Source organism: Arthrobacter sp. JZ12 (genome assembly GCF_035189165.1).
GTDB lineage: Bacteria > Actinomycetota > Actinomycetes > Actinomycetales > Micrococcaceae > Arthrobacter_D.
The window spans coordinates 413683-437129 of the sequence record NZ_CP045246.1 but is presented as its reverse complement, the minus strand read 5'-3'; the positions used below and the strand labels follow the sequence as shown (position 1 = coordinate 437129).

Annotated in this window: 15 protein-coding genes and 1 rRNA gene; 3 read left to right on the top strand and 13 right to left on the bottom strand. The window is 62.8% G+C overall.

What is annotated here, in order from left to right:
* Positions 1–112: 112 nt before the first annotated feature.
* The 4 genes from GC088_RS02155 to GC088_RS02140 form a co-directional block, all read right to left on the bottom strand.
* A 16S ribosomal RNA gene (locus GC088_RS02155) occupies positions 113–1637 on the bottom strand.
* 432 nt (positions 1638–2069) lie between these two features.
* Entirely contained in the window at positions 2070–5687 is a 3618-nt protein-coding gene (glgB, locus tag GC088_RS02150; protein WP_323960275.1) for a 1,4-alpha-glucan branching protein GlgB, read from the bottom strand.
* 44 nt (positions 5688–5731) lie between these two features.
* Positions 5732–7498, bottom strand: a complete 1767-nt coding sequence (gene treS, locus GC088_RS02145; RefSeq protein ID WP_323960274.1) for a maltose alpha-D-glucosyltransferase — start codon at positions 7496–7498, stop codon at positions 5732–5734.
* The gene (locus GC088_RS02140; RefSeq protein ID WP_323961881.1) at positions 7498–9513 is read right to left on the bottom strand and encodes an alpha-1,4-glucan--maltose-1-phosphate maltosyltransferase; all 2016 of its coding nucleotides are present in this window, start codon (positions 9511–9513) and stop codon (positions 7498–7500) included. The genes treS and GC088_RS02140 overlap by 1 nt, the downstream gene beginning before the upstream one ends.
* A gap of 189 nt (positions 9514–9702) precedes the next feature.
* Between GC088_RS02140 and glgP the strand changes: the two genes are divergently transcribed.
* Positions 9703–12315: an alpha-glucan family phosphorylase gene (gene glgP / locus GC088_RS02135; RefSeq protein ID WP_323960273.1), complete on the top strand. Its 2613-nt coding sequence runs from the start codon at positions 9703–9705 to the stop codon at positions 12313–12315.
* Here the strand turns inward: glgP and glgX are convergent.
* The 6 genes from glgX to GC088_RS02105 form a co-directional block, all read right to left on the bottom strand.
* Positions 12312–14390: a glycogen debranching protein GlgX gene (gene glgX / locus GC088_RS02130; protein WP_323960272.1), complete on the bottom strand. Its 2079-nt coding sequence runs from the start codon at positions 14388–14390 to the stop codon at positions 12312–12314. The two genes, glgP and glgX, sit on opposite strands and share 4 nt — an antisense overlap.
* 16 nt (positions 14391–14406) lie before the next feature.
* Complete coding sequence (gene rlmB, locus GC088_RS02125) at positions 14407–15396, bottom strand: 23S rRNA (guanosine(2251)-2'-O)-methyltransferase RlmB (protein ID WP_323960271.1); 990 nt, start codon at positions 15394–15396, stop codon at positions 14407–14409.
* Positions 15397–15485: 89 nt separating this feature from the next.
* On the bottom strand, positions 15486–16934 hold the full coding sequence (gene cysS / locus GC088_RS02120) for a cysteine--tRNA ligase (protein ID WP_323960270.1): 1449 nt from the start codon (positions 16932–16934) through the stop codon (positions 15486–15488).
* A 58-nt stretch (positions 16935–16992) separates the two neighbouring features.
* Complete coding sequence (gene ispF, locus GC088_RS02115; protein WP_323960269.1) at positions 16993–17508, bottom strand: 2-C-methyl-D-erythritol 2,4-cyclodiphosphate synthase; 516 nt, start codon at positions 17506–17508, stop codon at positions 16993–16995.
* Positions 17505–18269: a 2-C-methyl-D-erythritol 4-phosphate cytidylyltransferase gene (ispD, locus tag GC088_RS02110; protein ID WP_323960268.1), complete on the bottom strand. Its 765-nt coding sequence runs from the start codon at positions 18267–18269 to the stop codon at positions 17505–17507. The genes ispF and ispD overlap by 4 nt, the downstream gene beginning before the upstream one ends.
* A gap of 114 nt (positions 18270–18383) precedes the next feature.
* The gene (locus tag GC088_RS02105) at positions 18384–18866 is read right to left on the bottom strand and encodes a CarD family transcriptional regulator (protein ID WP_056546372.1); all 483 of its coding nucleotides are present in this window, start codon (positions 18864–18866) and stop codon (positions 18384–18386) included.
* Between the two features lie 288 nt (positions 18867–19154).
* On the opposite strand from GC088_RS02105, the gene GC088_RS02100 reads away from it, so the two are divergent.
* Complete coding sequence (locus GC088_RS02100; RefSeq protein ID WP_323960267.1) at positions 19155–19697, top strand: hypothetical protein; 543 nt, start codon at positions 19155–19157, stop codon at positions 19695–19697.
* A gap of 105 nt (positions 19698–19802) precedes the next feature.
* Here GC088_RS02100 and GC088_RS02095 read toward each other — a convergent pair whose 3' ends face one another.
* Both GC088_RS02095 and GC088_RS02090 read right to left on the bottom strand, forming a co-directional pair.
* Positions 19803–20483, bottom strand: a complete 681-nt coding sequence (locus tag GC088_RS02095) for a winged helix-turn-helix domain-containing protein (RefSeq protein WP_323960266.1) — start codon at positions 20481–20483, stop codon at positions 19803–19805.
* A 37-nt stretch (positions 20484–20520) separates the two neighbouring features.
* On the bottom strand, positions 20521–21729 hold the full coding sequence (locus tag GC088_RS02090) for a sensor histidine kinase (RefSeq protein ID WP_323960265.1): 1209 nt from the start codon (positions 21727–21729) through the stop codon (positions 20521–20523).
* Between the two features lie 173 nt (positions 21730–21902).
* Here GC088_RS02090 and phoU point away from each other — a divergent pair, with 173 nt between their 5' ends.
* Positions 21903–22562: a phosphate signaling complex protein PhoU gene (phoU, locus tag GC088_RS02085; protein WP_323960264.1), complete on the top strand. Its 660-nt coding sequence runs from the start codon at positions 21903–21905 to the stop codon at positions 22560–22562.
* Between the two features lie 110 nt (positions 22563–22672).
* On the opposite strand, the gene GC088_RS02080 is transcribed toward phoU, so the two are convergent.
* Positions 22673–23437 (bottom strand): phosphoglyceromutase, encoded by a 765-nt coding sequence (locus GC088_RS02080; RefSeq protein ID WP_323960263.1) that lies wholly within the window; start codon positions 23435–23437, stop codon positions 22673–22675.
* Positions 23438–23447: the final 10 nt, after the last annotated feature.

Sequence of the window (23447 nt, the reverse complement as noted above, 5' to 3'; positions counted from 1 at the left end):
GATATTCCACCCATGAGCACCCACCGCAGAACAAACGCCTGCGCAATGGGCTTACTCCTGACAACCCCCACCCAACACATAGGAAGGACAGAAAGCTGTAGGCGCTCCTTAGAAAGGAGGTGATCCAGCCGCACCTTCCGGTACGGCTACCTTGTTACGACTTAGTCCCAATCGCCGGTCCCACCTTCGACGGCTCCCTCCCACAAGGGGTTAGGCCACCGGCTTCGGGTGTTACCAACTTTCGTGACTTGACGGGCGGTGTGTACAAGGCCCGGGAACGTATTCACCGCAGCGTTGCTGATCTGCGATTACTAGCGACTCCGACTTCATGAGGTCGAGTTGCAGACCTCAATCCGAACTGAGACCGGCTTTTTGGGATTAGCTCCACCTCACAGCATCGCAACCCTTTGTACCGGCCATTGTAGCATGCGTGAAGCCCAAGACATAAGGGGCATGATGATTTGACGTCGTCCCCACCTTCCTCCGAGTTGACCCCGGCAGTCTCCCATGAGTCCCCGGCATAACCCGCTGGCAACATGGAACGAGGGTTGCGCTCGTTGCGGGACTTAACCCAACATCTCACGACACGAGCTGACGACAACCATGCACCACCTGTAAACCGGCCACAAGTGGCCGACACATCTCTGCGCCGTTCCGGTTCATGTCAAGCCTTGGTAAGGTTCTTCGCGTTGCATCGAATTAATCCGCATGCTCCGCCGCTTGTGCGGGCCCCCGTCAATTCCTTTGAGTTTTAGCCTTGCGGCCGTACTCCCCAGGCGGGGCACTTAATGCGTTAGCTACGGCGCGGAAAACGTGGAATGTCCCCCACACCTAGTGCCCAACGTTTACGGCATGGACTACCAGGGTATCTAATCCTGTTCGCTCCCCATGCTTTCGCTCCTCAGCGTCAGTTAATGCCCAGAGACCTGCCTTCGCCATCGGTGTTCCTCCTGATATCTGCGCATTTCACCGCTACACCAGGAATTCCAGTCTCCCCTACATCACTCAAGTCTGCCCGTACCCACCGCAGATCCGGAGTTAAGCCCCGGACTTTCACGGCAGACGCGACAAACCGCCTACGAGCTCTTTACGCCCAATAATTCCGGATAACGCTTGCGCCCTACGTATTACCGCGGCTGCTGGCACGTAGTTAGCCGGCGCTTCTTCTGCAGGTACCGTCACTTTCGCTTCTTCCCTACTGAAAGAGGTTTACAACCCGAAGGCCTTCATCCCTCACGCGGCGTCGCTGCATCAGGCTTGCGCCCATTGTGCAATATTCCCCACTGCTGCCTCCCGTAGGAGTCTGGGCCGTGTCTCAGTCCCAGTGTGGCCGTCCACCCTCTCAGGCCGGCTACCCGTCGTCGCCTTGGTAGGCCATTACCCCACCAACAAGCTGATAGGCCGCGAGTCCATCCAAAACCACAAAAGCTTTCCACCAACATGGCATGCGCCAGAAGGTCGTATCCAGTATTAGACCCAGTTTCCCAGGCTTATCCCAGAGTCAAGGGCAGGTTACTCACGTGTTACTCACCCGTTCGCCACTAATCCCCCCAGCAAGCTGGGGATCATCGTTCGACTTGCATGTGTTAAGCACGCCGCCAGCGTTCATCCTGAGCCAGGATCAAACTCTCCGTAAAAAATACAGACACAACACAAACCCCCGGAAAAAGAAGGCCCATGCTGCACAAAATTCGAAACCAGCTAAAAACCAGCCACCCCACAGGGGCAGGATGACCAGCAATCAACCAATCAAAAAATCGGTATCAACAAACATGGCACACTATTGAGTTCTCAAACAACAGAAGCACCCGGCACCAAACACAACCCTCAAGGCCGCATCATCGCTCCGGAGCAACTTCTCTAACTTACCCACCAAACCCCACCCCGTCAAATCCGCCCTTCTTCACACAGATCGCGGCGCTCAGAATCACTCTGGCTTCGCGTGTTGTGAATGTCGGCCGGACACAAGGTCTTCGTTGGCGCGGGAATAAACTCTAGCACCCCGACGGCGGATTTGTAAATCCACCGCCGGGGACAGCTTTGCTACCGTCCGGCGCGAGCCGGAACACTCACCCCTGGGCTGGTGTCAGGTACAGGACACCAAGCGGCGGCACCCGCAGGTCGGCATAGGCCGGCAGACCGTTTTGCGCCCCCTCGATAGCCTCAATGGTGCCCACGTTCGCTACCCCTGAACCGCCATACTCCTCGGCGTCGGTGTTGAGCAGTTCCGTCCACTGACCGGCCCAGGGCATCCCAACCCGGTACCCCTCATGAGGCGCCCCCGAGAAGTTAGCGATACAAACAACGGGGTTGCCCTGGGTGTCCCAACGAATGAAGGACAGCGTGTTGCGGGCGCCGTCGTTTTCGTTGATCCATTGGAAACCTGAGGGATCGTTGTCGCGGACGTACAGCGCCGGCGTATTGCGATAAACCGTGTTGAGCTTCCGAACGAGTTCCTGCACTCCCTTGTGAGGGATGGTCTCGGCAACCCACCAGTCCAGGCCGCGTTGTTCGGACCATTCTGATTCCTGGGCGAACTCTGAGCCCATGAAAATCAGCTGCTTGCCGGGGTGCGCCCACTGGAATGCCAGGTAAGCGCGGACGTTCGCAAGCTGTTGCCAACGGTCCCCTGGCATCTTGCGAAGCAGGGAGCCCTTGCCGTGAACAACCTCGTCATGACTGATCGGCAACATGAAGTTCTCGGTATACGCGTACACCATCGAGAACGTGGCTTTGCCGTGGTGGTACATCCGGTTGATCGGGTCTTCGGAGATGTACTGAAGCGAGTCATGCATCCAGCCCATATTCCACTTGATCCCGAAACCCAGGCCACCGTGCGACGTGGGGCGCGTGACGCCGTCGAACGCTGTTGACTCCTCAGCGATCATCACAATCCCAGGCACGCGCTTGTAAGCCGTCGCGTTGACTTCCTGGAGAAATGAGATGGCTTCAAGGTTCTCCCGTCCGCCGTAGCGGTTCGGCTGCCACTGGCCGTCCTGACGTGAGTAGTCGAGGTACAGCATCGATGCCACTGCGTCGACACGCAGGCCGTCGATGTGGAACTCCTCCAACCAGTAGAGGGCGTTGGCAACTAGGAAGTTCCGTACCTCGCGTCGACCGAAATCAAAGATCAGCGTGCCCCAGTCCGGGTGCTCGCCGAGCTGGGGATTACCGTGCTCGTACAGGGTTTCGCCGTCGAAACGGGCCAGCGCCCACTCGTCCTTCGGGAAGTGCGCGGGGACCCAGTCCATGATGACGCCGATGCCGGCCTGGTGCAGCTTGTCCACCAGATACTTGAAATCGTCCGGATGGCCGAAGCGTGACGTTGGTGCGAAGTAGGACGTCACCTGATAACCCCAGGAGCCGCCGAAAGGGTGCTCCGCAACGGGCATGAGTTCGACGTGGGTAAAGCCCTGCCAGGTCACGTACTCCACCAGTTGCTCGGCGAGCTGCCTGTAATTCAGCCCTAGCCGCCAGGAGCCGAGGTGGACCTCGTAGACACTCATCGGCCCGTTGTGCGGGTCCTTTGTCTTGCGCTCCTGCATCCAGGTGTCGTCACCGAAGGAGTAGCGCGACTCAACCACGCGCGACCCTGTGAGCGGCGGAACCTCTGTTCCCCGAGCCATGGGGTCGGCTTTCTCCCGCCATTGCCCATCCCTGCCAAGGATTTCAAACTTGTAGCAGGCTCCTGCTTCGGCGCCGGGCACGAACAGCTCCCAAATACCGGAGCTACCCAGCGAGCGCATGGCATGGACGGAGCCATCCCAGCCGTTGAAATCGGCCTTCACACGCACCGCCTGGGCATTGGGTGCCCATACTGCGAAACTGACGCCCGACACCTCGCCAAGGGCGGAGGCATAACGCCGCACGTGCGCCCCGAGAGCAGTCCACAGCGTCTCGTGCCGGCCTTCGGCGATAAGGTGCATGTCGATTTCGCCGAGCGTTGGCAGGAATCGATACGGGTCGTCCGCTGTCTGCGGCTCGCCCCCGTACGTAACCTCAAGACGGTAGTCGGGTACGTGACCAGCCCGCTCAGCCTCGAGGACTCCCACCCAGACACCGTTGTGTTCATGATTCAACCGCACGCGACCGTTGCCCGTTACGACCGTCACGCTATCGGCGAGCTTGCGGAGAGTACGGATGGTGACGTGGCCATGCTGATCCAGATGCGCACCTAGGACGGCGTGTGGCTGGTAGTACCTGCCCTCGGATACCTGGTGCAGGATGTCATGGTCGACAGGAATCGGGTTGTCCAGCGACTCTCGTGTCTCTTGCTGCTGTGCAGAATCCACGGTTGTTCCTTTCGTCCCGATGGATTGGGCTGACGTGTGCCCCGGCTCTGATCCTCCACCCTTCAGCATCCGGCGGACTGCCGCAACCGGCACGTCCACCCAATCCGGGCGGTTTCTGAGCTCGTACACAACCTCGTAGAGCGCCTTATCGAGCCAGAGAGCGCGGAAGAGTGCACCGTCCCGGTCCACCGCTGTTGCGGCCTCGTTGGAGTACCCCTTGAGGAACGCATCGACCGCTTCGACGGACCATGTCTGCGCGGCTTCTGCGGAAACAGTGGACTCATGCACTCCGATCCCGGCCGCGTACTCCAGCGAACGCACAAGCCCCACTACGTCCCGGATGGGAACGTCCGGGACGCTCCGTTCGGCGGCCGGCCGCAGCGGTTCGCCCTCGAAATCGAGGACCAGCCAGCCGCCGTCGCGCGTTGCAAGAATCTGTCCGAGATGCAGGTCAGCGTGGATCCGCTGCAGTTCAGGGAGGTTATCCAGCCCTTTCACCTCGGTGAGGATTGCGTCGATCTGTCCGTCGTAAGGCCCGACGACGGATCCTGCTTCCCGCCAGGCCCATTCGATACGACCCGCCAGGGAATCCCGGAATTCATCGGTTTCAGAGGCAGTTGCACTGCGGCTGCCGAAGGCCTTGGCCAACTGGAGGTGGATCCGCGCGATAACGCGGCCAAGTTCCGACGCCTCGCCTGTGAAGCTACGACCGGCTTCCAGGGCGCTGACTGCATTTCGCCACGCGTCCCTGCTTCCCGGAATGAACTCGCGGAGGACACTAAGGTGCCCGGTGGTTCGTTCGCTCTGCGACTGCGCGTCACGCCAAGAGCCCATTACCCATCCAAAAGTGTTCGGCACGTCCTTGGAGCCCGCTGCCGTCAGCTTGGCACTGACCTGGACATCCGGGCTCTCTCCCGCTGCCAACACCCGGAAGAACTTCAGGATCATCGGGGTGCCGCCGGCATCGATCACCACCGAAGTGTTCGACTGTTCGCCGCCCAGCACCGAGATGTCGGCCGCGGGCTGCACCGGCGCAGTTGAGCCGAAATCGCCGAGGGCAGTGCCCTCAGCGCCGCCGTCGGCCGTTTTGCCCCCAGTGCGGATGAGCTCGGTCCATGCAGCGATGAACACGGGATCATGGGTGCCGTCGTAGACGTAGCAGGTTCCGAGGTCCGGATGGTTCGCCTCCCCCACGAGCCCTGCCTCTGCTCCCGCCAGCGGCACAGTCCGGAAGGTCAGCGGCACGTTGACGACATCCGTTCGCCGCCCCGATTCAACGGCGACGAGGTAAACCTCCAGACCAACCTCGCCCGCGGGGTCTTCCAGGCTGAATCCGCCGACCTGGCTGATTGTGAGGTCTCTGCCCTTGGCGGGGAACCAGCGCTGAGTGGACATCCAGCCTGTCAGGAGTTCAGAAAGGGATGGCGTCAATGTGCCCATTACTGTACTGCCTCCGAAATCTGTATTACGGGAAGGGCTTCGGTGTGCGGGGACGCAACGTTCGAACTGGCGGACCGCAGCCTCAACCAGTAGAAGTCATGGCTGCCCAGGGTCAGCGTCAGGTCGCCTTCCTCGCCGAAGGCCGGGAACGGAGTTCCGCCGAAGAGATCCCGCAGACCCCGGCCCGAATACTCGGGCAGGTGCAGCCGTGCCGCGACGGGATGCTGGGACAGGTTGAACACGCACAGAATCACTTCGGGCTGTTCACCCTCGGCGTTGCCCTCCGCTACTTCCCGGATGAATGCGAGTACCGGCTCGGCCTCGGTGGGAACGTTGCGGTAGGAACCAAGCCCGAAGGCAGGGTGGGAACGACGGACGGCCAGCATCTGCCGCATCCAGTGGAGCAGCGAACTGGAACTGGCGAGCTGCGCCTCAACGTTCACGTGGTTGTAGTGGTAGACCAGCGACTGGACCACGGGCAGGTACAGCTTTCCGGGGTCTGCTGTTGAAAAACCGGCGTTCCTGTCAGGGTTCCACTGCATGGGGGTTCGCGACGCGTCACGGTCCTCAAGCCAGATGTTGTCGCCCATGCCGATCTCGTCGCCGTAATACAGGAACGGGCTTCCCGGCAGGGACAACAGCAGCGCATGAATGAGCTCGACCTCCGCCCGCGAGTTATCCAGGAGGGGCGACAGGCGACGGCGAATACCGATATTCGCCCGCATCCTCGAGTCCGGCGCGTACCAGCCGAGCATCGCTTCGCGCTCCTCGTTGGTGACCATTTCCAGGGTGAGTTCGTCATGGTTCCGAAGGAACGTGCCCCACTGGGCGCCGGCCGGAATATCCGGAGTTTCGGCCATCGTCTCGATGATAGGTGCGGCCTTCTGGTCGCGCAGGGCATAGAAGAGCCGGGGCATGATCGGGAAGTGGAAGCACATGTGGCATTCCGCGCCGTCTTCGTCACCGAAGTACTCGACGACGTCGTTCGGCATCTGGTTTGCCTCGGCGATGATGACCCTGCCGGGGTAATTCTCGTCCACCATGGCACGCAGGTCCTTCAGGAAATGGTGGGTAGCGGGCAGGTTCTCGCAGTTGGTCCCTTCCTCCTCGAAGAGGTACGGGATGGCGTCGGCGCGGAAGCCGTCAATGCCCTGATCAAGCCAGAACCGAACCACGTCGAAGAGCGCCTCGATCACCTTCGGATTTTCGAAGTTCAGGTCCGGCTGATGGCTGAAGAAGCGGTGCCAGAAGAACTGCCGGCGCACAGGATCGAATGTCCAGTTGGACTCTTCCGTGTCCACGAAGATGATTCGGGCGTCCTGGTACTTCTCGTCAGTGTCGCTCCAGACGTAGAAGTCGCCGTACGGCCCTTCCGGGTCGGTCCGTGACTCCTCGAACCACTGATGCTTGTCGGAGGTGTGGTTCAGCGGAAGGTCGATGATGACCCGTACGCCACGGGCGTGGGCTTCCGCGACCAGCCGCTTGAAGTCGCTTAGGCTGCCGAACTCGTCCAGGACGTCGTAATAGTCCGAGATGTCGTACCCGCCATCGCGCAGCGGGGACTTGAAGAACGGAGGAAGCCAGAGGCAGTCCACACCAAGCCACTGCAGGTAGTCGAGCTTGTCGATGAGCCCGGTGAAGTCGCCGGAGCCGTCACCGTTTGCGTCCGCGAAACCTCGCACCAACACCTCATAGAACACCGCCTTGCGGTACCAGTGAGGGTCGTGTGCAAGGCCTGGAGCATGCAGCTGAAACGGGTTTGCCACTAACGCGTCCTCCTGATGGAAAGGATGTGTGCCGGTTCCACGTGGGCATCCAGCCTTACATAGTTGTGTTCCCCCCATTGCCAGCTCTGGCCGGAGATGAGGTCATCGACCCAGTAGGTGCCGTCCTCATTCCAGTCGCCCTCCCCGAGCCCTAGAGCCTCAAGGTCCAGTGAGACCGTTCCCTCACGGGCACTGTGCGGATCGACGTTTACGACGACGATCAGCGTGTCCTTGCCCTGGCCATCCTCGCCGAGGCCCTCCTTGTGCTTGGAGAAGACGATGGTGGCCGGGTCGGTACACCGATGGATCGTGAGGTTCTCCAGGTCGCCCAGGGCGGGATGGGAGCGACGGATCTCGTTGAGCCGGGTAAGGAACGGAGCAAGGCTGCGGCCCTGCGCTTCCGCGGCCTCGTAGTCCCGCGGCCGGTACTCGAACTTCTCGTTGTCGATGTACTCCTCGGCGCCCGGGCGCGCGACGTGCTCGTACAGTTCATAACCCGAATAGACGCCCCAGAGCGGACTCGCCATAGCGGCGAGTACGGCGCGGATCTTGAACGCTGCGGGTCCGCCGTACTGCAGGTACTCCGTGAGGATGTCAGGTGTGTTCACGAAGAAGTTGGGACGGAAGAACGCGGCCGTCTCATGGCTGACCTCCGTAAAGTACTGCTCCAGCTCTTCCTTGGTGTTTCGCCAGGTGAAGTAGGTGTAGGACTGCTGGAAGCCTGCCCGACCGAGCGCATGCATCATGGCCGGCCGGGTGAAGGCCTCGGCGAGGAAAACGACGTCGGGGTGGTCCTTGTTCACCTGGGCGATGAGCCACTCCCAGAACTGCACCGGCTTGGTGTGCGGGTTGTCCACGCGGAAGATCCGAACTCCGTGGCTGACCCACAGGAGGACGATCCGCAGAACTTCGTTGTAGATGCCGTCGGGATCGTTATCAAAGTTGATCGGGTAGATGTCCTGGTACTTCTTCGGCGGGTTCTCGGCGTACGCGATCGATCCGTCTACGCGCGTGGTGAACCATTCGGGGTGCTCGGTAACCCAGGGATGGTCCGGGGACGCCTGCAGCGCCAGGTCCAGTGCCACCTCGAGGTTGAGCTCGTTTGCCCGCTGTACGAATGCGTCGAAGTCATCGAAGGTTCCGAGGTCTGGATGGATGGCGTCGTGTCCGCCCTCCGGTGCACCGATCGCCCACGGGGATCCCGGATCTCCCGGACCAGCGGTCAGCGTGTTGTTGGGTCCCTTGCGGTGCGTACGTCCGATGGGATGGATAGGAGGAAGGTATACGACGTCGAACCCCATCCGTGCGACGGCCGGCAGCCGCTCGGCTGCGGTTCGGAAATTGCCCGAGGTCCATTGCGCGGTGGAATGATCGTAGGACGCGCCCTCCGAGCGGGGGAAGAATTCGTACCAGGACCCTCTTCCCGCGGCCTCGCGCTCTACAAGAATGGGGTACTCGCGCGAGGCCGTAACCAGGGCCCGCAAGGGTTCCCGCTCGATCGCCGCGCGGATCTCATGCGAGTGTCCGGCAGCAAGCCGTTCGTCGATCGACAGCTCGGTGTTTTTCAAGCGGCCTGCGGTTGCCATGAACAGGTCCCGTTCGTGGTCGGGACGCGCGTCCGCGTGGCGGGAGAACAACGCGGCACCCTCGTCGAGCATCAGTTCGACGTCGACACCGGCCGCAATCTTGACGGTGGCATTGTGGTGCCAGGTTTCATAGAGGTCGCCCCAGCCTTCAATAGTGAAGGAGTGGAGTCCTACCTCTGCGGGACGGAGCCTGCCCTCATAGCGGTCGGTTCCAAGCCCTACCGGCACCAGCCGTACGCGCTGCACCTCGGTTCCCGAGGGGTCGAACAGCACTGCTGAGACGCCCAGCTGGTCGTGTCCCTCCCTGAACACAGTGGCCCCAACGGTGATGTCCGATCCCGGTATGGCTTTGGAGGGGAACAATCCGCCCTCGATCACCGGTGACACCTTGGTGATGGGTATTCGCCCGAACCGCAATTCTTCGCCCATGGATACGCCTGCCCTTGTACGTGTCGCCTCGCTCGAAGTGGTCACAGACTAGACGTTATCCATTATTCGGCTGAATTGCTAAGGCGACTTCCTAAACGGCTGAAGTGTTGCGCGTCACGCTGCAAGCGTTTACAAACAGGACGCCGCTTTCCCTGCCTCAGCTCCCGAATGTGCGCTAACCTACCCATCGTGAAGGCAATCCGTAGGTTTACTGTCCGTACCGTTCTTCCACCGAGCATCGCTCCCTTAGGCAAGCTGGCAGGCAACCTGCGCTGGTCCTGGCATCTACCCACCGCGCGTCTCTTCCATGACATCAATCCGGAGGCGTGGAAGGCCAGCGGCCATGACCCTGTCCAGTTCCTAGGCTCAGTGACGCGTGAGCAGTTGCACCGCATTGCGGAGAACCAGGATCTGGTTGCCCGGATCAATGAGCTCGGCGAGGACCTCGAGCGATACCTCTCGGAGCCGCGCTGGTACCAGTCGCTCGGCGAAGATGCTCCGCGATCGATCGCCTACTTCTCGCCCGAGTACGGCATCAGCGCTGTGCTACCCCAGTACTCCGGCGGTCTCGGCATTCTTGCCGGCGACCATCTGAAGGCCGCTTCGGACCTTGGCGTTCCGCTGGTCGGCGTCGGCCTGCTGTACCAGGCCGGTTATTTCAAGCAGTCCCTTTCACGTGATGCTTGGCAGCAGGAAACCTACCCGGTCCTCGATCCCGACGGCCTCCCGCTCACCCAGTTGCGTGAGGAAGACGGAACCGCGGCAACTGTCGTTCTTCCTCTCCCCAACGGACGGGAATTGCGCGCGCATATCTGGCGCGCCGACGTCGGACGCGTACCGCTTCTGCTGCTCGATTCAAACGTGCCCGGCAACGACGAGGCCGCGCGTAATGTGACGGACCGCCTGTACGGCGGCGGCGGTGACCAGCGCCTGCAGCAGGAACTGCTGCTGGGAATGGGCGGTGTCAAGGCACTACGCATCTTCGAGCGCCTGACAGGCCATCCCGCTCCTGAGGTGTTCCACACCAACGAGGGTCACGCGGGCTTCCTCGGCATTGAACGCATCCGGGAACTGATGGACCCTTCGAACGAACAGCCGATGTCCTGGGAGGAAGCCCTCACCGCCGGCCGCTCCTCAACGGTCTTCACCACCCACACGCCGGTTCCCGCAGGAATCGACCGATTCGAGCGCGCCCAGATCCAGCACTTCTTCGATGCCGGTCTGGCGCCGTCCGTTCCCACAGAGCGGGTCCTTGACCTCGGTGCCGAGAACTACGACGGCGGCGACCACAGCAAGTTCAACATGGCGGTGATGGGGCTCCGACTGGCACAGCGTGCCAACGGCGTGGCGAAGCTGCACGGAGAGGTGTCCCGCGAGATGTTCTCCGGCCTGTGGCCGGGCTTCGACGCACGCGAGGTGCCCATCATGTCGGTCACGAACGGTGTGCACGTCCCCACCTGGGTGGACCCGCTGATCGCGGATTTCGCCAAGGAGAGCTTCGGCGCCGAGTCCGTGCTCGATCCGCAGTGGGCGAGGGTGTACGACGTCGAGGACGCCGATATCTGGCGCCTCCGCCGCGTCATGCGGTCCAACCTGATCGACGACGTCCGGGCCCGGCTACGGGCCTCCTGGAAGATGCGCGGCGCGGCCGATGCCGAACTGGCGTGGACGGACAACGTGCTCGATCCCGATGTACTGACCATCGGCTTCGCACGTCGCGTTCCCACCTACAAACGCCTCACGCTTATGCTGCGCGATGCCGAGCGTCTGAAGGCGCTGCTCCTGCACCCCACGAACCCGATCCAGCTCGTGATCGCCGGCAAGTCGCACCCCGCCGATGAGCAGGGGAAGCGGATGATCCAGGATCTGGTGCGCTTCACGGACGATCCGGAGGTTCGCCACCGTATTGTCTTCCTGCCCAACTACGACATCGCTATGGCCCGGACGCTCTTCCCCGGCTGCGATGTATGGCTCAACAACCCCCTGCGTCCCCTCGAGGCCTGTGGAACTTCCGGCATGAAGTCGGCAATCAACGGGGGCCTGAACCTGTCTGTGCTGGACGGCTGGTGGGATGAAATGTACGACGGCGACAACGGCTGGGCGATTCCCACGGCCAACAACGGCGCGTCAGCTGACGAGCGCGACGACATCGAAGCTGCCGCACTTTACGACCTGATCGAAGAGCAGGTTGCGCCGCTGTTTTACAGCACTGTCCGACCGGCATCGGTGGGCGCGGCAGGCCCGTCCCAGCCATCCTCCGACGGGGTCCCCCACCAGTGGGTCGCCATGATCAAGCACACGATGGCGAACCTGGGGCCGGCCGTTTCCGCCGAGCGCATGCTGCAGGATTACGTCGGCCAGCTGTACCAGCCTGCCTGCCGTTCCGGGCGTGCAGCCGCTCGGGAGGGCTACACCTCCGCGAGGCAGACCGCCTCGTGGCGTTCACGGATCAAGGACGGCTGGTCGGCTGTACAGGTGGAGCACGTCGACTCCCTCGGCGTCTCTGAGGACCCGCAGATCGGTGATTCTCTGACTGTGAACGCCTACGTCTCACTGGGGAGCCTCAGCCCCGAGGACGTTCACGTCGAAGTGGTCTACGGCCGCGCCCTGGAGAATGATGACCTGAATGAGGTCGCTGTCGCAGATCTCAAGGTCTCGGAGGACCTGGGCCGCGGGCGTTACCTGTTCAGCGGCGGGATCGTCATCGACCACTCCGGATCCTTCGGCTACACCGTTCGAGTGCTGCCAAGGCACGAAAGCCTGGCCACCAAGGCGGAACTAGGCCTGGTGGTCAACGCCTAGGCGCGGTAGACCGTCACGGAATTCGACGCCGCGGTGTCCGCTTCTCCAGCACGGAGGCGGGTACCGCGGCGTTCGGCATTGTCCTCCGCCGTGGTGAATCGGAGATCGAATGTCTGATCCGGGCCGGCGAGCACATCAAACTGCCGAAGCGCCTCAGGCCTGGGCAACGTGATTGGACGGTTCTCAAGGTGTCCGTTGATGACCACCAGCCCGTTCAACCCGCCTTCAGGTGAACCGAGCAACAGCTGCACAAGCCGGCAGTCCGGATTGGACCACTGGTCGCGGGACATCGGCTCGCCGTCGGCATTGAACCACAGGAGGTAGGACAGCTCCTCGCGCGCCGGATAGCCGGGCGGCTGCTCTGTGAGGAATTCCCGGCGGATGCGCAGCAGGGCCCGCGTGGTGTCCAGCATGGTAGTCGCGGCGTCGTCGTGATTCCAGTGCACCCAAGCCAGCTCATTGTCCTGGCAGTACGCGTTATTGTTGCCCAGCTGTGTCCGGCCGAATTCGTCGCCGGCCGTGATCATCGGGACACCCAGCGCCAGCAACTGGGTCGCCATCAGGTTGCGGGCCGTTTGGGAGCGGGCGGCGAGAATGGATTCCTTCTCCGTAGGCCCTTCGACACCGTGGTTGTAGCTGCGGTTGTCATTGTGACCGTCGCGGTTGGCTTCGCCGTTCGCTTCGTTGTGCTTCCGGTTGTAGGCGGTCAGGTCCGCCAGCGTGAAACCATCGTGTGAAGTCACGTAGTTGATTGAGGAAATGGCGCTTCGTCCCGAGCGGGCGAAGACCTCAGCCGAGCCGGCAAGGCTGCTCGCAAGGCGCGCGATCGTTCCCGCCCGCCGTCCGTCAGCCAGCGCGGCCTGGTCTGCGAGCCAGAAATCACGGGCGGTGTCTCGGAAGCGGTCGTTCCAGTCTGCCCAGCCCTGCGGGAAGTTGCCGGTCTGCCATCCGTTGTGCCCCACGTCCCACGGCTCGGCAATGAGCTTCACTCCGCGAAGAACGGTATCTGCGCCGATGGCTACCAAGAGCGGATGACGCGGCGTGAACTGATGGTTCTCGTCACGGCACAGAGCCACGGCGAGGTCGAACCGAAAACCGTCGATTCCGAACTCGTCCACCCAGTAGCGGAGAGAATCGAGCGCGAACTGGATCACGCGGGGCTCGGCGAAATTGACCGTATTCCCGCAACCGGTGGTGTCGAGGTACCTGCCGTCGTCGTGATGGCGGTAGTACTTCATCTCGCTCAGTCCACGCCAGCAAAGAGCGGGACCGCCCTGCGGGCCCTCCGCGGTGTGGTTGTAGACCACGTCCAGCAGTACTTCGATACCGGCCTCATGCAGGGCTTTCACCGTGTTCTTGACTTCGTCCTGCACAGCTTTGGGCCCGGCCTTCCGCGCTGCAGCGGTGGCGTACTCGGGGTGGGGTGCGAAGAAGCCGAGCGTGTTGTAGCCCCAGTAGTTTGTCAGGCCCAGGGGACCGAGGTGTGGCTCGTCAATATGGAAGTGGATGGGTAGCAGTTCGACTGCTGTGATCCCGAGGTCCGTGAAGTGCCCGATCATGGCGGGATGGGCGAGCCCGGCGTACGTTCCACGCAACTCCTCCGGAACATCCGGGTGAAGCTGGGTCAGCCCCTTCACATGGGTTTCGTAGATGACCGTGTCCCGCCAGCGCGTGGAAGGGCGCCGGGATGATCCCCAGTCGAAGTCGGCAGCGACGAGCACCGAAAAGTACACCGGGTTGCCTTCGACGTGCACCGTGCTGATTGACCGGCCATAAGGATCCAACAGGAGCTGAGCAGTACCCGGCTTACCCGGCGCTGCAACCTCGGCGGGCCAGAATCCGTACTTGGCGGATTCCGCAAGCCCGTCCACCAGGCCGTGGTGGACGCCGTCCGTAAGCTCCGGAAGGACGATGGAGCGCCACTTTCTTCGACGGTCCTGGTAGTGCAGTGCCACTGCGTCGAGGTCTGGCGCGTACACCGCTACGTTGTACTGACCTTCTGCGCCCCCCTCAAGCGGACGCACCCCCAGTGGGAAGGCTTGCGATAGTTGAGGGAGACCGGTGGACAGGGTCATGAGACTTATTCGATTCTCAGCGGACTTCGGTTGCCCGCTGGCGCGAGATCTCGTAGAGACTGATGCCCACGGCCATCGATGCGTTCAGCGATTCCATGGCGGAATCGATCGGGATGGAAACGATCTGATCGCAGTTCTCCCCCACCAGCCGCGACAGTCCCTTCCCTTCGGATCCGACAACCAGGCATACGGGCTCCGTGCCCAGCGTGAGTTCCGGAAGCGAGGTGTCGCCGTCGCCGTCAAGCCCGAGGACGAAGATCCCCATCTCCTTGAAGGCCTTGAGCGTGCTGTTGAGGTTGCCGACGCGCGCGACGGGGACGCGCACTGCAGCACCAGCACTGGTCTTCCACGCCGACGCCGTGACTCCGACAGAGCGGCGTTCGGGGACGATCACGCCGTGACCGCTGAAAGCCGAGACCGACCGGATTATGGCGCCCAAATTCCGCGGGTCGGTGATGCCGTCCAGAGCGACAAACAACGGGGCCTGGCTGATGTGGCCCTTCCTCCACTTGTCGACGGCGTCGCTGGCGAGGTCCAGTCCGTCGGCGTACTCGTACGGCGGGATCTGCAACATCAGTCCCTGGTGGACGGACCCGTCCGCCATACGGTCCAGCTCGGGCTTACCCGTCTCCATCAGCGGAATGCCCCGCTCATTGGCAATTCGGAGCGATTCGCGAACGCGGTCATCGACATCGATACGGATGGCCACGTGAAGTGCTTTTGCGGGAATTCCGGCGCGAAGGGCCTCGACGACGGCGTTGCGCCCCGTTACGTATTCCTCGCCCGGCTTTGCCTTGGACCGCGCAGCGCCGGCTCGTCCGGCCAGCCGCTTTGCGGCTGAACGTTCCGCAAGCTGCTTGCTCTTGTAGGCCTTGTGGTACGGACGGTCCTCCGCCTTGGGTGTGGGGCCCTTGCCCTCAAGGGCTTTGCGCCCGTGTCCGCCTGTGCCGGTGGTGGGTCCCTTCTTGCTCTTGCGGATAGCACCAGGACGTCCGTGGTTGGCCATGGGGAAACACCTTCAGCTAGAGGACTTGCGTGAGTCCAGTTTACGCGGGCGTGGTGCCCTCGATTTCCGTGCCGGTCCCGGCACCGGCTTCAGTCCCGTGCCAGCGTCCAGCGTGCGCCTTCCGCTGAATCCTCGACGACGACGCCGGCCCCGGCCAGCACGTCCCGGATTGCGTCGGCCCTTGCCCAGTCCTTTGCGGCACGGGCTTCTGCGCGCTCGTTGAGCTGCGAGCGGATCAGGAAATCCAGGGCCGCGTGCTCCGGCCCGTCAATGCCGGTCCCCCTGTCAGCGGTGTCGTCCAGGCCCAGGGCAGCCGTCATGGCACGGACTGCTGCAGCGGCGCGGGCGGCGCCGTCGTCGTCGTTCGCCGCCAGGGCAGAATTGCCCGCCCGCACCGTCTCGTGAAGGGAAGCCAGCGCCCTTGGGACATTGAGGTCGTCATCCATCGCAGTGGCGAAAGCCTCCGGAAGGTTTTCCCAGCTCACCTTCGCGCCGGCAGGCTCAGCCTTCTCAAGGAAACCGTCGATGCGTTCGACGGCGGCAGCAGCCTCCTGCAGGGAGGTGGGCCGGTAGTCGAGCACGGAGCGGTAATGCGCCTGGCCGAGGTAGTACCGCACCACCCGGGGGCTGGCGAGCTGCAGCATCTCGGCCGGGCTGATGGTGTTGCCCACCGACTTGGACATCTTCTCGCCCTCGTAGGTAACCATGCCGTTATGCATCCAGAACCGGGCGAACGGGTGGCCGGCCGCCTGCGACTGGGCCATCTCGTTTTCGTGGTGGGGGAAGCGGAGGTCGAGGCCGCCGCCGTGGATGTCGAATTCGGTCCCGAGGTACTTGGTGACCATCGCCGAACACTCGAGGTGCCAGCCCGGACGTCCGGGCCCCCACGGACTCGGCCAGGCGGCGGTAGCGGGCTCGCCCTCTTTCCAGCCCTTCCAAAGGGCGAAGTCGCGCGGATCCCGCTTCCGGCTGACGAACTGGGCTTCGACGTCGGGGGCTGCCTGCATGTCGTCGATGCTTTGGCGGGTGAGGCTGCCGTAGGCGGGCCAGGAGCGTACATCGAAGTACACGTCTCCCGAGCCGTCAGGGGCTGCGTAGGCGTGGCCGCGGTCGATGAGTTGCTGGATGAGTTGGTGCATCTCGGGGATGTGCCCGGTAGCCCGCGGTTCATAGGTGGGCCGCTGCACACCCAGGGTGTCGTAGGCCTTAAGGAACTCCTGCTCGTAGCGGTAGGCCAGCGCCCACCAGGGTTCATTAGGCACCGCGTCGGCGTCATCCAACTGCCCCTCGAAGGATGCCTGGGACTTGGCGAGGATCTTGTCATCGATGTCGGTCACGTTGCGGACTACGGTGACGTCGAAGCCGCGGACCCTGAGCCAGCGTGTGAGCTGGTCGAATGCGATGGCCGAGCGGACATGCCCCACGTGCGGCATCCCCTGCACCGTGGCGCCGCAGTAGTAGACCCGCGCGTGTCCAGCCTGCACGGGAGTGAACTCACGGACTTCGGCCGTGGCGGTGTCATAGAATCTCAGGCTCACCGATCCAGCGTACCCAATGCATGCTGGGCGCCACGTCTCTATGCGTGGGGAGGGGGAATCAGTGCGTTCGGTTCTCCACAGGTACGACGACGGCGGTTGCGATCGCCGCGATTCCTTCCCCCCTGCCCGTGAAGCCCAGACCGTCGCTGGTGGTCGCCGATACCGTTACGGGAGCCTCTACCGCTTCGGTCAATACTGCCTCCGCCTCTGCCCGGCGCGAGGAGAACCGCGGCCGGTTGCCCACAAGCTGCACCGCCACATTCCCGATCTCGTACCCCGCCTCGCGGACAATGCGCGCTGCTTCAGTCAGCAGCGTGATGCCCGAGGCGCCGGCATACTCGGGGCGGTCCGTACCAAAGTTGCTGCCGAGGTCGCCGGTGCCCGACGCGGAAAAGAGGGCATCGGCCGCCGCATGCGCCACCGCATCGCCGTCGGAGTGCCCCGCCAGTCCTCGCTCTCCCGGCCATTCCAGCCCGGCGAGCCACAGCACACGCGCCTGATCATCAGCGGCGAAGGCATGCACGTCCACGCCGATGCCCGTGCGTGGGAAGTTGCGCAAAAACGAGCTGGTCATTTGGCTGCATCCTCTGCTGGTTCCTGTGCTGGATTGCCTGCTTGCACTGCCTCAGCCTGCACTTCCTGTGCCTGCCGGACGAGGGCCTCGGCGAGCATCAGGTCGTGAGGCATGGTCACCTTGAATGCGAGCGGATCACCCTCGGTGACCGTTACCGGAATGCCCATTGACTCGACCAGCATTGCGTCGTCGGTAATCACGCCATACCTGTCCTGCTCGGCGTGGGCGCGGCGCAGCGTCTGCGCATCAAAACCCTGTGGAGTCTGGATAGCTCGCAACGACGCACGGTCCGGTGTTGCCGTCACCCTGTTTCCCTCCACGACCTTGATGGTGTCGGAGACCGGAATTGCGGGTACGACGGCGGCTGCCCCCTCTGCCACGGTTCGCGCCACCGCCTGGAACACGGACGGCGGAGTAAGCGCCCGGGCGGCGTCGTGAACAAGCGCGATGTCCACGTGGTCCGGCAGTGCGTCTAGACCGGCGTGCACGGATTCCGGCCGGCTTGCGCCGCCGTCGACCGCTTCGACCCGCTGATACCGCGCAGGCCCGGCCGCCAGGATGGCGCGCAGCTCAGTATCACCACGAGGTACTACAACGCGAACATGCTCGGCTGCCCCAGAGGCGAGCAGACCATCGAGGGCATGTTCCAGCAGAGTACGACCCGCACAGCGGACGAGCGCCTTCGGAATGCCGCGGCCAAGGCGCTCACCGGCTCCCGCGGCAACAACGATGACACCAACGCGTGAAGGATCTACAGACACAGCATCACCCTACGTGAAGCTGCCTGCCGCCAAACTCACGCGACCACTTCCGGAAGCCGAGCACTTCCTGGCCCGAAAAAGGAAAAGGACCGCTGTTTGCGGTCCTTTTGCTTCCTACGAGGCGAGTACCTCGTCGAGTACGGTGGCTGCCTTTTCCTCGTCTGTCTTCTCAGCGAGAGCGAGTTCCGAGATAAGGATCTGACGCGCCTTGGCAAGCATGCGCTTCTCTCCGGCGGACAACCCGCGGTCGTGATCCCTGCGCCACAGGTCCCGAACCACTTCGGCTACCTTGATGACGTCACCGGAAGCAAGCTTTTCCAGGTTGGCCTTGTAGCGGCGCGACCAGTTGGTGGGCTCTTCGGTGAATTCGGCCCGGAGAACGTCGAATACGTGCTCAAGGCCCTCCTTGCCCACAACATCGCGTACCCCAACGAGGTCAACGTTCTCTGCTGGCACTTCAATGGTCAGATCACCCTGAGCCACCTTGAGCTTGAGATACATCTTCTCTTCGCCCTTGATAACGCGCATCTTGATCTCTTCGATCTTGGCTGCGCCGTGGTGAGGGTAAACAACTGTTTCGCCGACCTCAAAAACCATGTGGATATTCCCCTTTCCCGCAGACGAGTTTATCACGAAAACGACACGCCCATTACGCGTTTTCGCAGGTCAGCGGGCCGAACGCCGATCAATTGGCTATCATTCCGCTCTTGACGCAGGGTGAATTTGATGCTTCGCGCGGGTGTGGGGCGCGTTACGAAGTCCGTTAAACGGCCTGGATGCCGATAGGCTTGTGCTCGGCGATGTGCTTGGGTCCCATGACTAGGTGCCCGGCTCCGCTACCGAAGACCAGCTATCACCAGACCAGCTACCCCAGGAGTCATTGCCGTGAAGAGTGCCCCGAAGAACCGAGTACAGCTGGCAGTAGCCGGAACTGCTGTGCTGGCCCTCCTTGGAGCAACCGGCTGCTCAGCGACAAGCCTGCAGGCCACCACCCTTGAGTACTCCGCCTCCGACGGGATCGTGGAGCAGGTCGGGCCGGTACTGCTGCGCAACATCCTTATCGTCACCTCCGACGAGGGCGAGCCGGGCGCACTCCTAGGCACGCTCTTCAACGAATCCGACTCCCCTGTTCAGGTGACCATCAGCGGGGAGAACGAGGACGCGCAGATCACCATCGACGCGAATGACAAGTACGTCTTCGAAGAGGAGACGGGCGACGACAGCACGCTGGCTGGAATCAGCGAGATCCCCGGCTCACTCGTGGACCTCGAGTTCAGCGTGAACTCAGAGAACGCCACCTTCCGAGTGCCTGTGCTGGACGGAACCCTCGAGGAGTACCGCGAGTACGTTCCCGGCGGCTTCACCCCCGAGCCTTCACCTTCGCCCTCGCCCTCGGAAGGGGCAGGCGCGGAAGAAGCTGGGCACTAACAAGACCAACGCATGAGAAAGGCCGCCGCGCAGGTTCCAAAACCAGTGCGGCGGCCTTTTGCTTACCCCGGCGGCCCCTCGCTTACCCCTATCAGGGGCCGCCTGTCAGGGCTCGTACTTGTACCCAAGCCCGCGCACGGTCACGAGGTGCCGCGGCGCCGAGGGGTCCGGCTCGATCTTTCCGCGCAGGCGCTTCACGTGAACATCAAGCGTCTTGGTGTCGCCGACATAGTCCGATCCCCAAACCCTGTCGATGAGCTGCCCGCGGGTGAGGACTCGGCCCGAGTTGCGCAGCAGCATCTCCAGCAGTTCGAACTCCTTGAGCGGAAGCGAAACCTGCTCACCGTTGACACTCACCACATGGCGTTCGACGTCCATACGGACCGGACCAGCCGCTACCGTGCTTGAGACCAGTTCTTCCGGTTCGCCCTGCCTGCGGAGGACAGCGCGTACGCGGGCCACGAGCTCCCTTGAGGAGTACGGTTTGGTCACGTAGTCATCGGCGCCGAGCTCGAGGCCCACCACCTTGTCGATCTCCGAATCCTTCGCCGTCAGCATGATCACCGGCACCGCGGAACGCTGACGCAACTGCCGGCACACCTCGGTTCCCGAAAGACCGGGCAACTGTAGATCGAGCAGCACCAGGTCGGCGCCCGCGCGGTCGAACTCCGTGAGCGCATCAAGACCGTTATCGACGACGACGGCGTCAAACCCCTCCTTGCCCAGCAAGTAGGACAGGGGGTCGCTGAAAGACTCCTCGTCCTCAACGATAAGGATTCGACTCACGCTTTCACTCCTTGCTCCTGGGACCTGCAGCCCCTCATTAACTTCGAGCACTCTCGTGCCTCCTGGCCCCGTGGGCCGACTTCTCGACATTTCCGGCGGGCTCAACGGGCACGTCCTCTTCAGCGGCTTCCATTTCGGGAAGCCGGACCGTGAACGTGCTGCCCTGGCCGTGCTGCGACCACACCGTCACCTCACCGCCGTGGTTGGAGACCACGTGCTTCACAATGCTCAAGCCGAGCCCGGTGCCGCCGGTCTGCCGGGAACGGGCGGCGTCGATGCGATAGAAACGCTCGAAAATGCGCTCCTGTTCCTCCGGCGTGATTCCCAGGCCCTGGTCGGTCACCGAAATCTGCGCGAGTCCGTCCCGTGAGCGCAACCCCACGCCCACCCGCGTGCCCTCCGGCGAGTAGCGGATGGCGTTGTCGATCAGGTTCCGGAACGCGGTCATCAGGAGGTCGGCGTCGCCGTAGACCGGCGTCTCGATCTTGCCCCCGACCACGATCTCGATGCGCTTGCTTTCAGCCGGCAACTTGTTGCGGTCCACCGCCTCGGCGATGACGGCGTTGATGTCGACCGGCTTCCCGCGCTGTACGACGTCGGTTCCCTGCAGCCGCGAAAGCTCGATGATGTCCTGGACCAGGGCGGAGAGGCGTGCTGACTCCTTATGCATGCGTTGCGCGAACCGGCGGACAGCCACTTCGTCGGAAGCAGCGTCGTCGAGCGCTTCGGCGAGCAGCGAGATGGCGCCGACCGGGGTTTTCAGTTCGTGTGAGACGTTGGCGACGAAGTCGTTGCGGATCTCCTCGGTGCGGGTGATCTCGGTGCGGTCGTCCGCGAGGATCAGGATGTACTCTTCGCCGAGGGCGGCCACCCGGGCCTGCACAATGATGGTTCCCTGCCCTAGCGGACCGCGCGGCAACTCCAACTGGTGTTCCTCAATGACACCGTCCCTGCGGACACGTGCAGTCAGTTCGAGGAGTTCGCGGTGCACAACGGTGTGGCCCCGAACAAGGCCGAAAGCGTAGGCGGCAGGGCTGGCGCGGACAACGCCGTCGATCCCGTCCACAATGACGTAGGCGCGTCCGACGACGGACAGCACGTCAGCGGCCCCCTTCGGCAGAATGGGCTCATCTGCATCCAGCCGCGCGCGGTGCTGAGCCTCGCTGGCGCGAAACGCCAGCATCCCGGCGACGCCGATTGCGAGGCCGATCAGGCCCGCGATGAGGGTCAGCAGTACAGGATCCACGAATCTAGCTTAGGCCGTGGTTTCGGCGCCCCCCGTTGATCCGGTGGCAATGGACCAGTGGTTCAACTAACGTTCACCTAAAGATGCGTAACAGTTAAGGGCCAACTGAAAACGTGCTGAGCAGGACTGCGCATCTGCGCCCGCTCAGCACCTCATAGGGAAAGGACGCCCACGTGCGTAAGGTTTTTCAGGCGGAGCTTCACCACATCGGTGAAGAGCTCATCGAGATTTCCAAGCTGGTCTCGGAGGCTATGCAGAAGGCGTCCAACGCTTTCGAAGCTGCAGACACCGAGCTTGCCCAGGAGGTCATCGCCGCCGACGCCCGCATCGACTTCCTGCAGAACGACTTGGATGAGCGCGCCATCGACGTACTCGCCCTGCAGGGTCCGGTAGCCAGCGACCTCCGCATGATCGTGGGAGCCCTTCGCATGAGCGCGTCGCTCGAGCGCATGGGAGACCTCGCCCGCCACATCGCCCAGCTTGCCCGCCTCCGTTTCCCGGACAACGTGGTTCCCGAGGGGATCCGCCCTACGTTCCAGGAGATGGCTCAACTGGACATTGCAATCGCCAACAAGGTGACGGAGCTCCTCGAAACCCGGAACCTCCAGCTGAGCAACGAGATCTACGCTCATAACGCGCGGATCAATGAACTGCACGCGGGAGTGTTCAAGTCGGTGGCAGCTGCGGACTGGAACGCCTCAGCCCCTACCACCGTCGATGTCACCCTTGCGAGCCGCTACTTCGAGCGCTTCGCTGACCATGGAGTATCGGTGGCACGCAAGGTCACCTACCTCGTGACCGGTGAGTGGCAGCCCAGCGCGCCCCTCAACTGACACCGGGCAGGCAACTGATCCGCGGGTTCCCCGCAAATAACGACGGCGGCCGGCTCCCCTTCCCGGGACGCCGGCCGCCGTCGTCGTTCTTGAGTGCTAGCTCCTGCTTGTCAGTGCTTGGCAGTGCTTGCCTTGCCTTGGTTTGCCACTGCCTGGATGGCCGCAGCGGCGGCCTCGGCATCGAGATAAGTGCCACCGGCCTTGACGGGCTTGAGGTCCTCGTCCAGTTCGTACACCAGCGGGATGCCGGTGGGGATGTTGAGGGAGGCGATGTCGGCATCGCTGATGCCGTCCAGGTGCTTGACCAGCGCGCGCAGGGAGTTACCGTGCGCGGCGATCAGGACAGTCTTGCCTGCCCGGATATCTGCGCTGATGTCCGATTCCCAGTACGGCAGGAAGCGCTCGAGGACATCCTTGAGGCATTCGGTGCGAGGGATGTTTTCGCCCAGGTCTGCGTAGCGGGGATCGTTGGCCTGTGAGTACTCGCTTGAGTCGTCGAGCGGCGGCGGCGGGGTGTCGTAGGAACGGCGCCACTCCATGAACTGCTCTTCGCCGAACTCTGCGAGGGTCTGCGCCTTGTCCTTGCCCTGCAGGGCGCCGTAGTGGCGTTCGTTCAGGCGCCAGTTGCGCTTCACGTCGATCCAGCTCCGGTCGGCTGCCTCAAGCGCCAGGTTCGCGGTGACGATGGCCCGCTTCTGGCGTGAGGTGTACACGATGTCGGGGAGGACATCGTGCTCAACCAGGAGCTCACCGCCCCGCACGGCTTCCTTGCGGCCGAGTTCGGTCAGCGCCACGTCAACCCAGCCCGTGAACAGGTTCTTTTCGTTCCACTCGCTTTGGCCATGGCGAAGCAGGATCAGTTTGTGAGAAGTCATGGCTTTAGTC

Coding starts and splice junctions, on each gene's coding strand:
- GC088_RS02080 (WP_323960263.1), bottom strand. CDS start 23,437: ATGACTTCTCACAAACTGATCCTGCTTCGCCATGGCCAAAGCGAGTGG.
- GC088_RS02105 (WP_056546372.1), bottom strand. CDS start 18,866: ATGGTTTTTGAGGTCGGCGAAACAGTTGTTTACCCTCACCACGGCGCA.
- ispF (WP_323960269.1), bottom strand. CDS start 17,508: ATGACCAGCTCGTTTTTGCGCAACTTCCCACGCACGGGCATCGGCGTG.
- glgX (WP_323960272.1), bottom strand. CDS start 14,390: ATGACCCTGTCCACCGGTCTCCCTCAACTATCGCAAGCCTTCCCACTG.
- glgB (WP_323960275.1), bottom strand. CDS start 5,687: ATGTCCACTCAGCGCTGGTTCCCCGCCAAGGGCAGAGACCTCACAATC.
- GC088_RS02140 (WP_323961881.1), bottom strand. CDS start 9,513: ATGGGCGAAGAATTGCGGTTCGGGCGAATACCCATCACCAAGGTGTCA.
- rlmB (WP_323960271.1), bottom strand. CDS start 15,396: ATGGCCAACCACGGACGTCCTGGTGCTATCCGCAAGAGCAAGAAGGGA.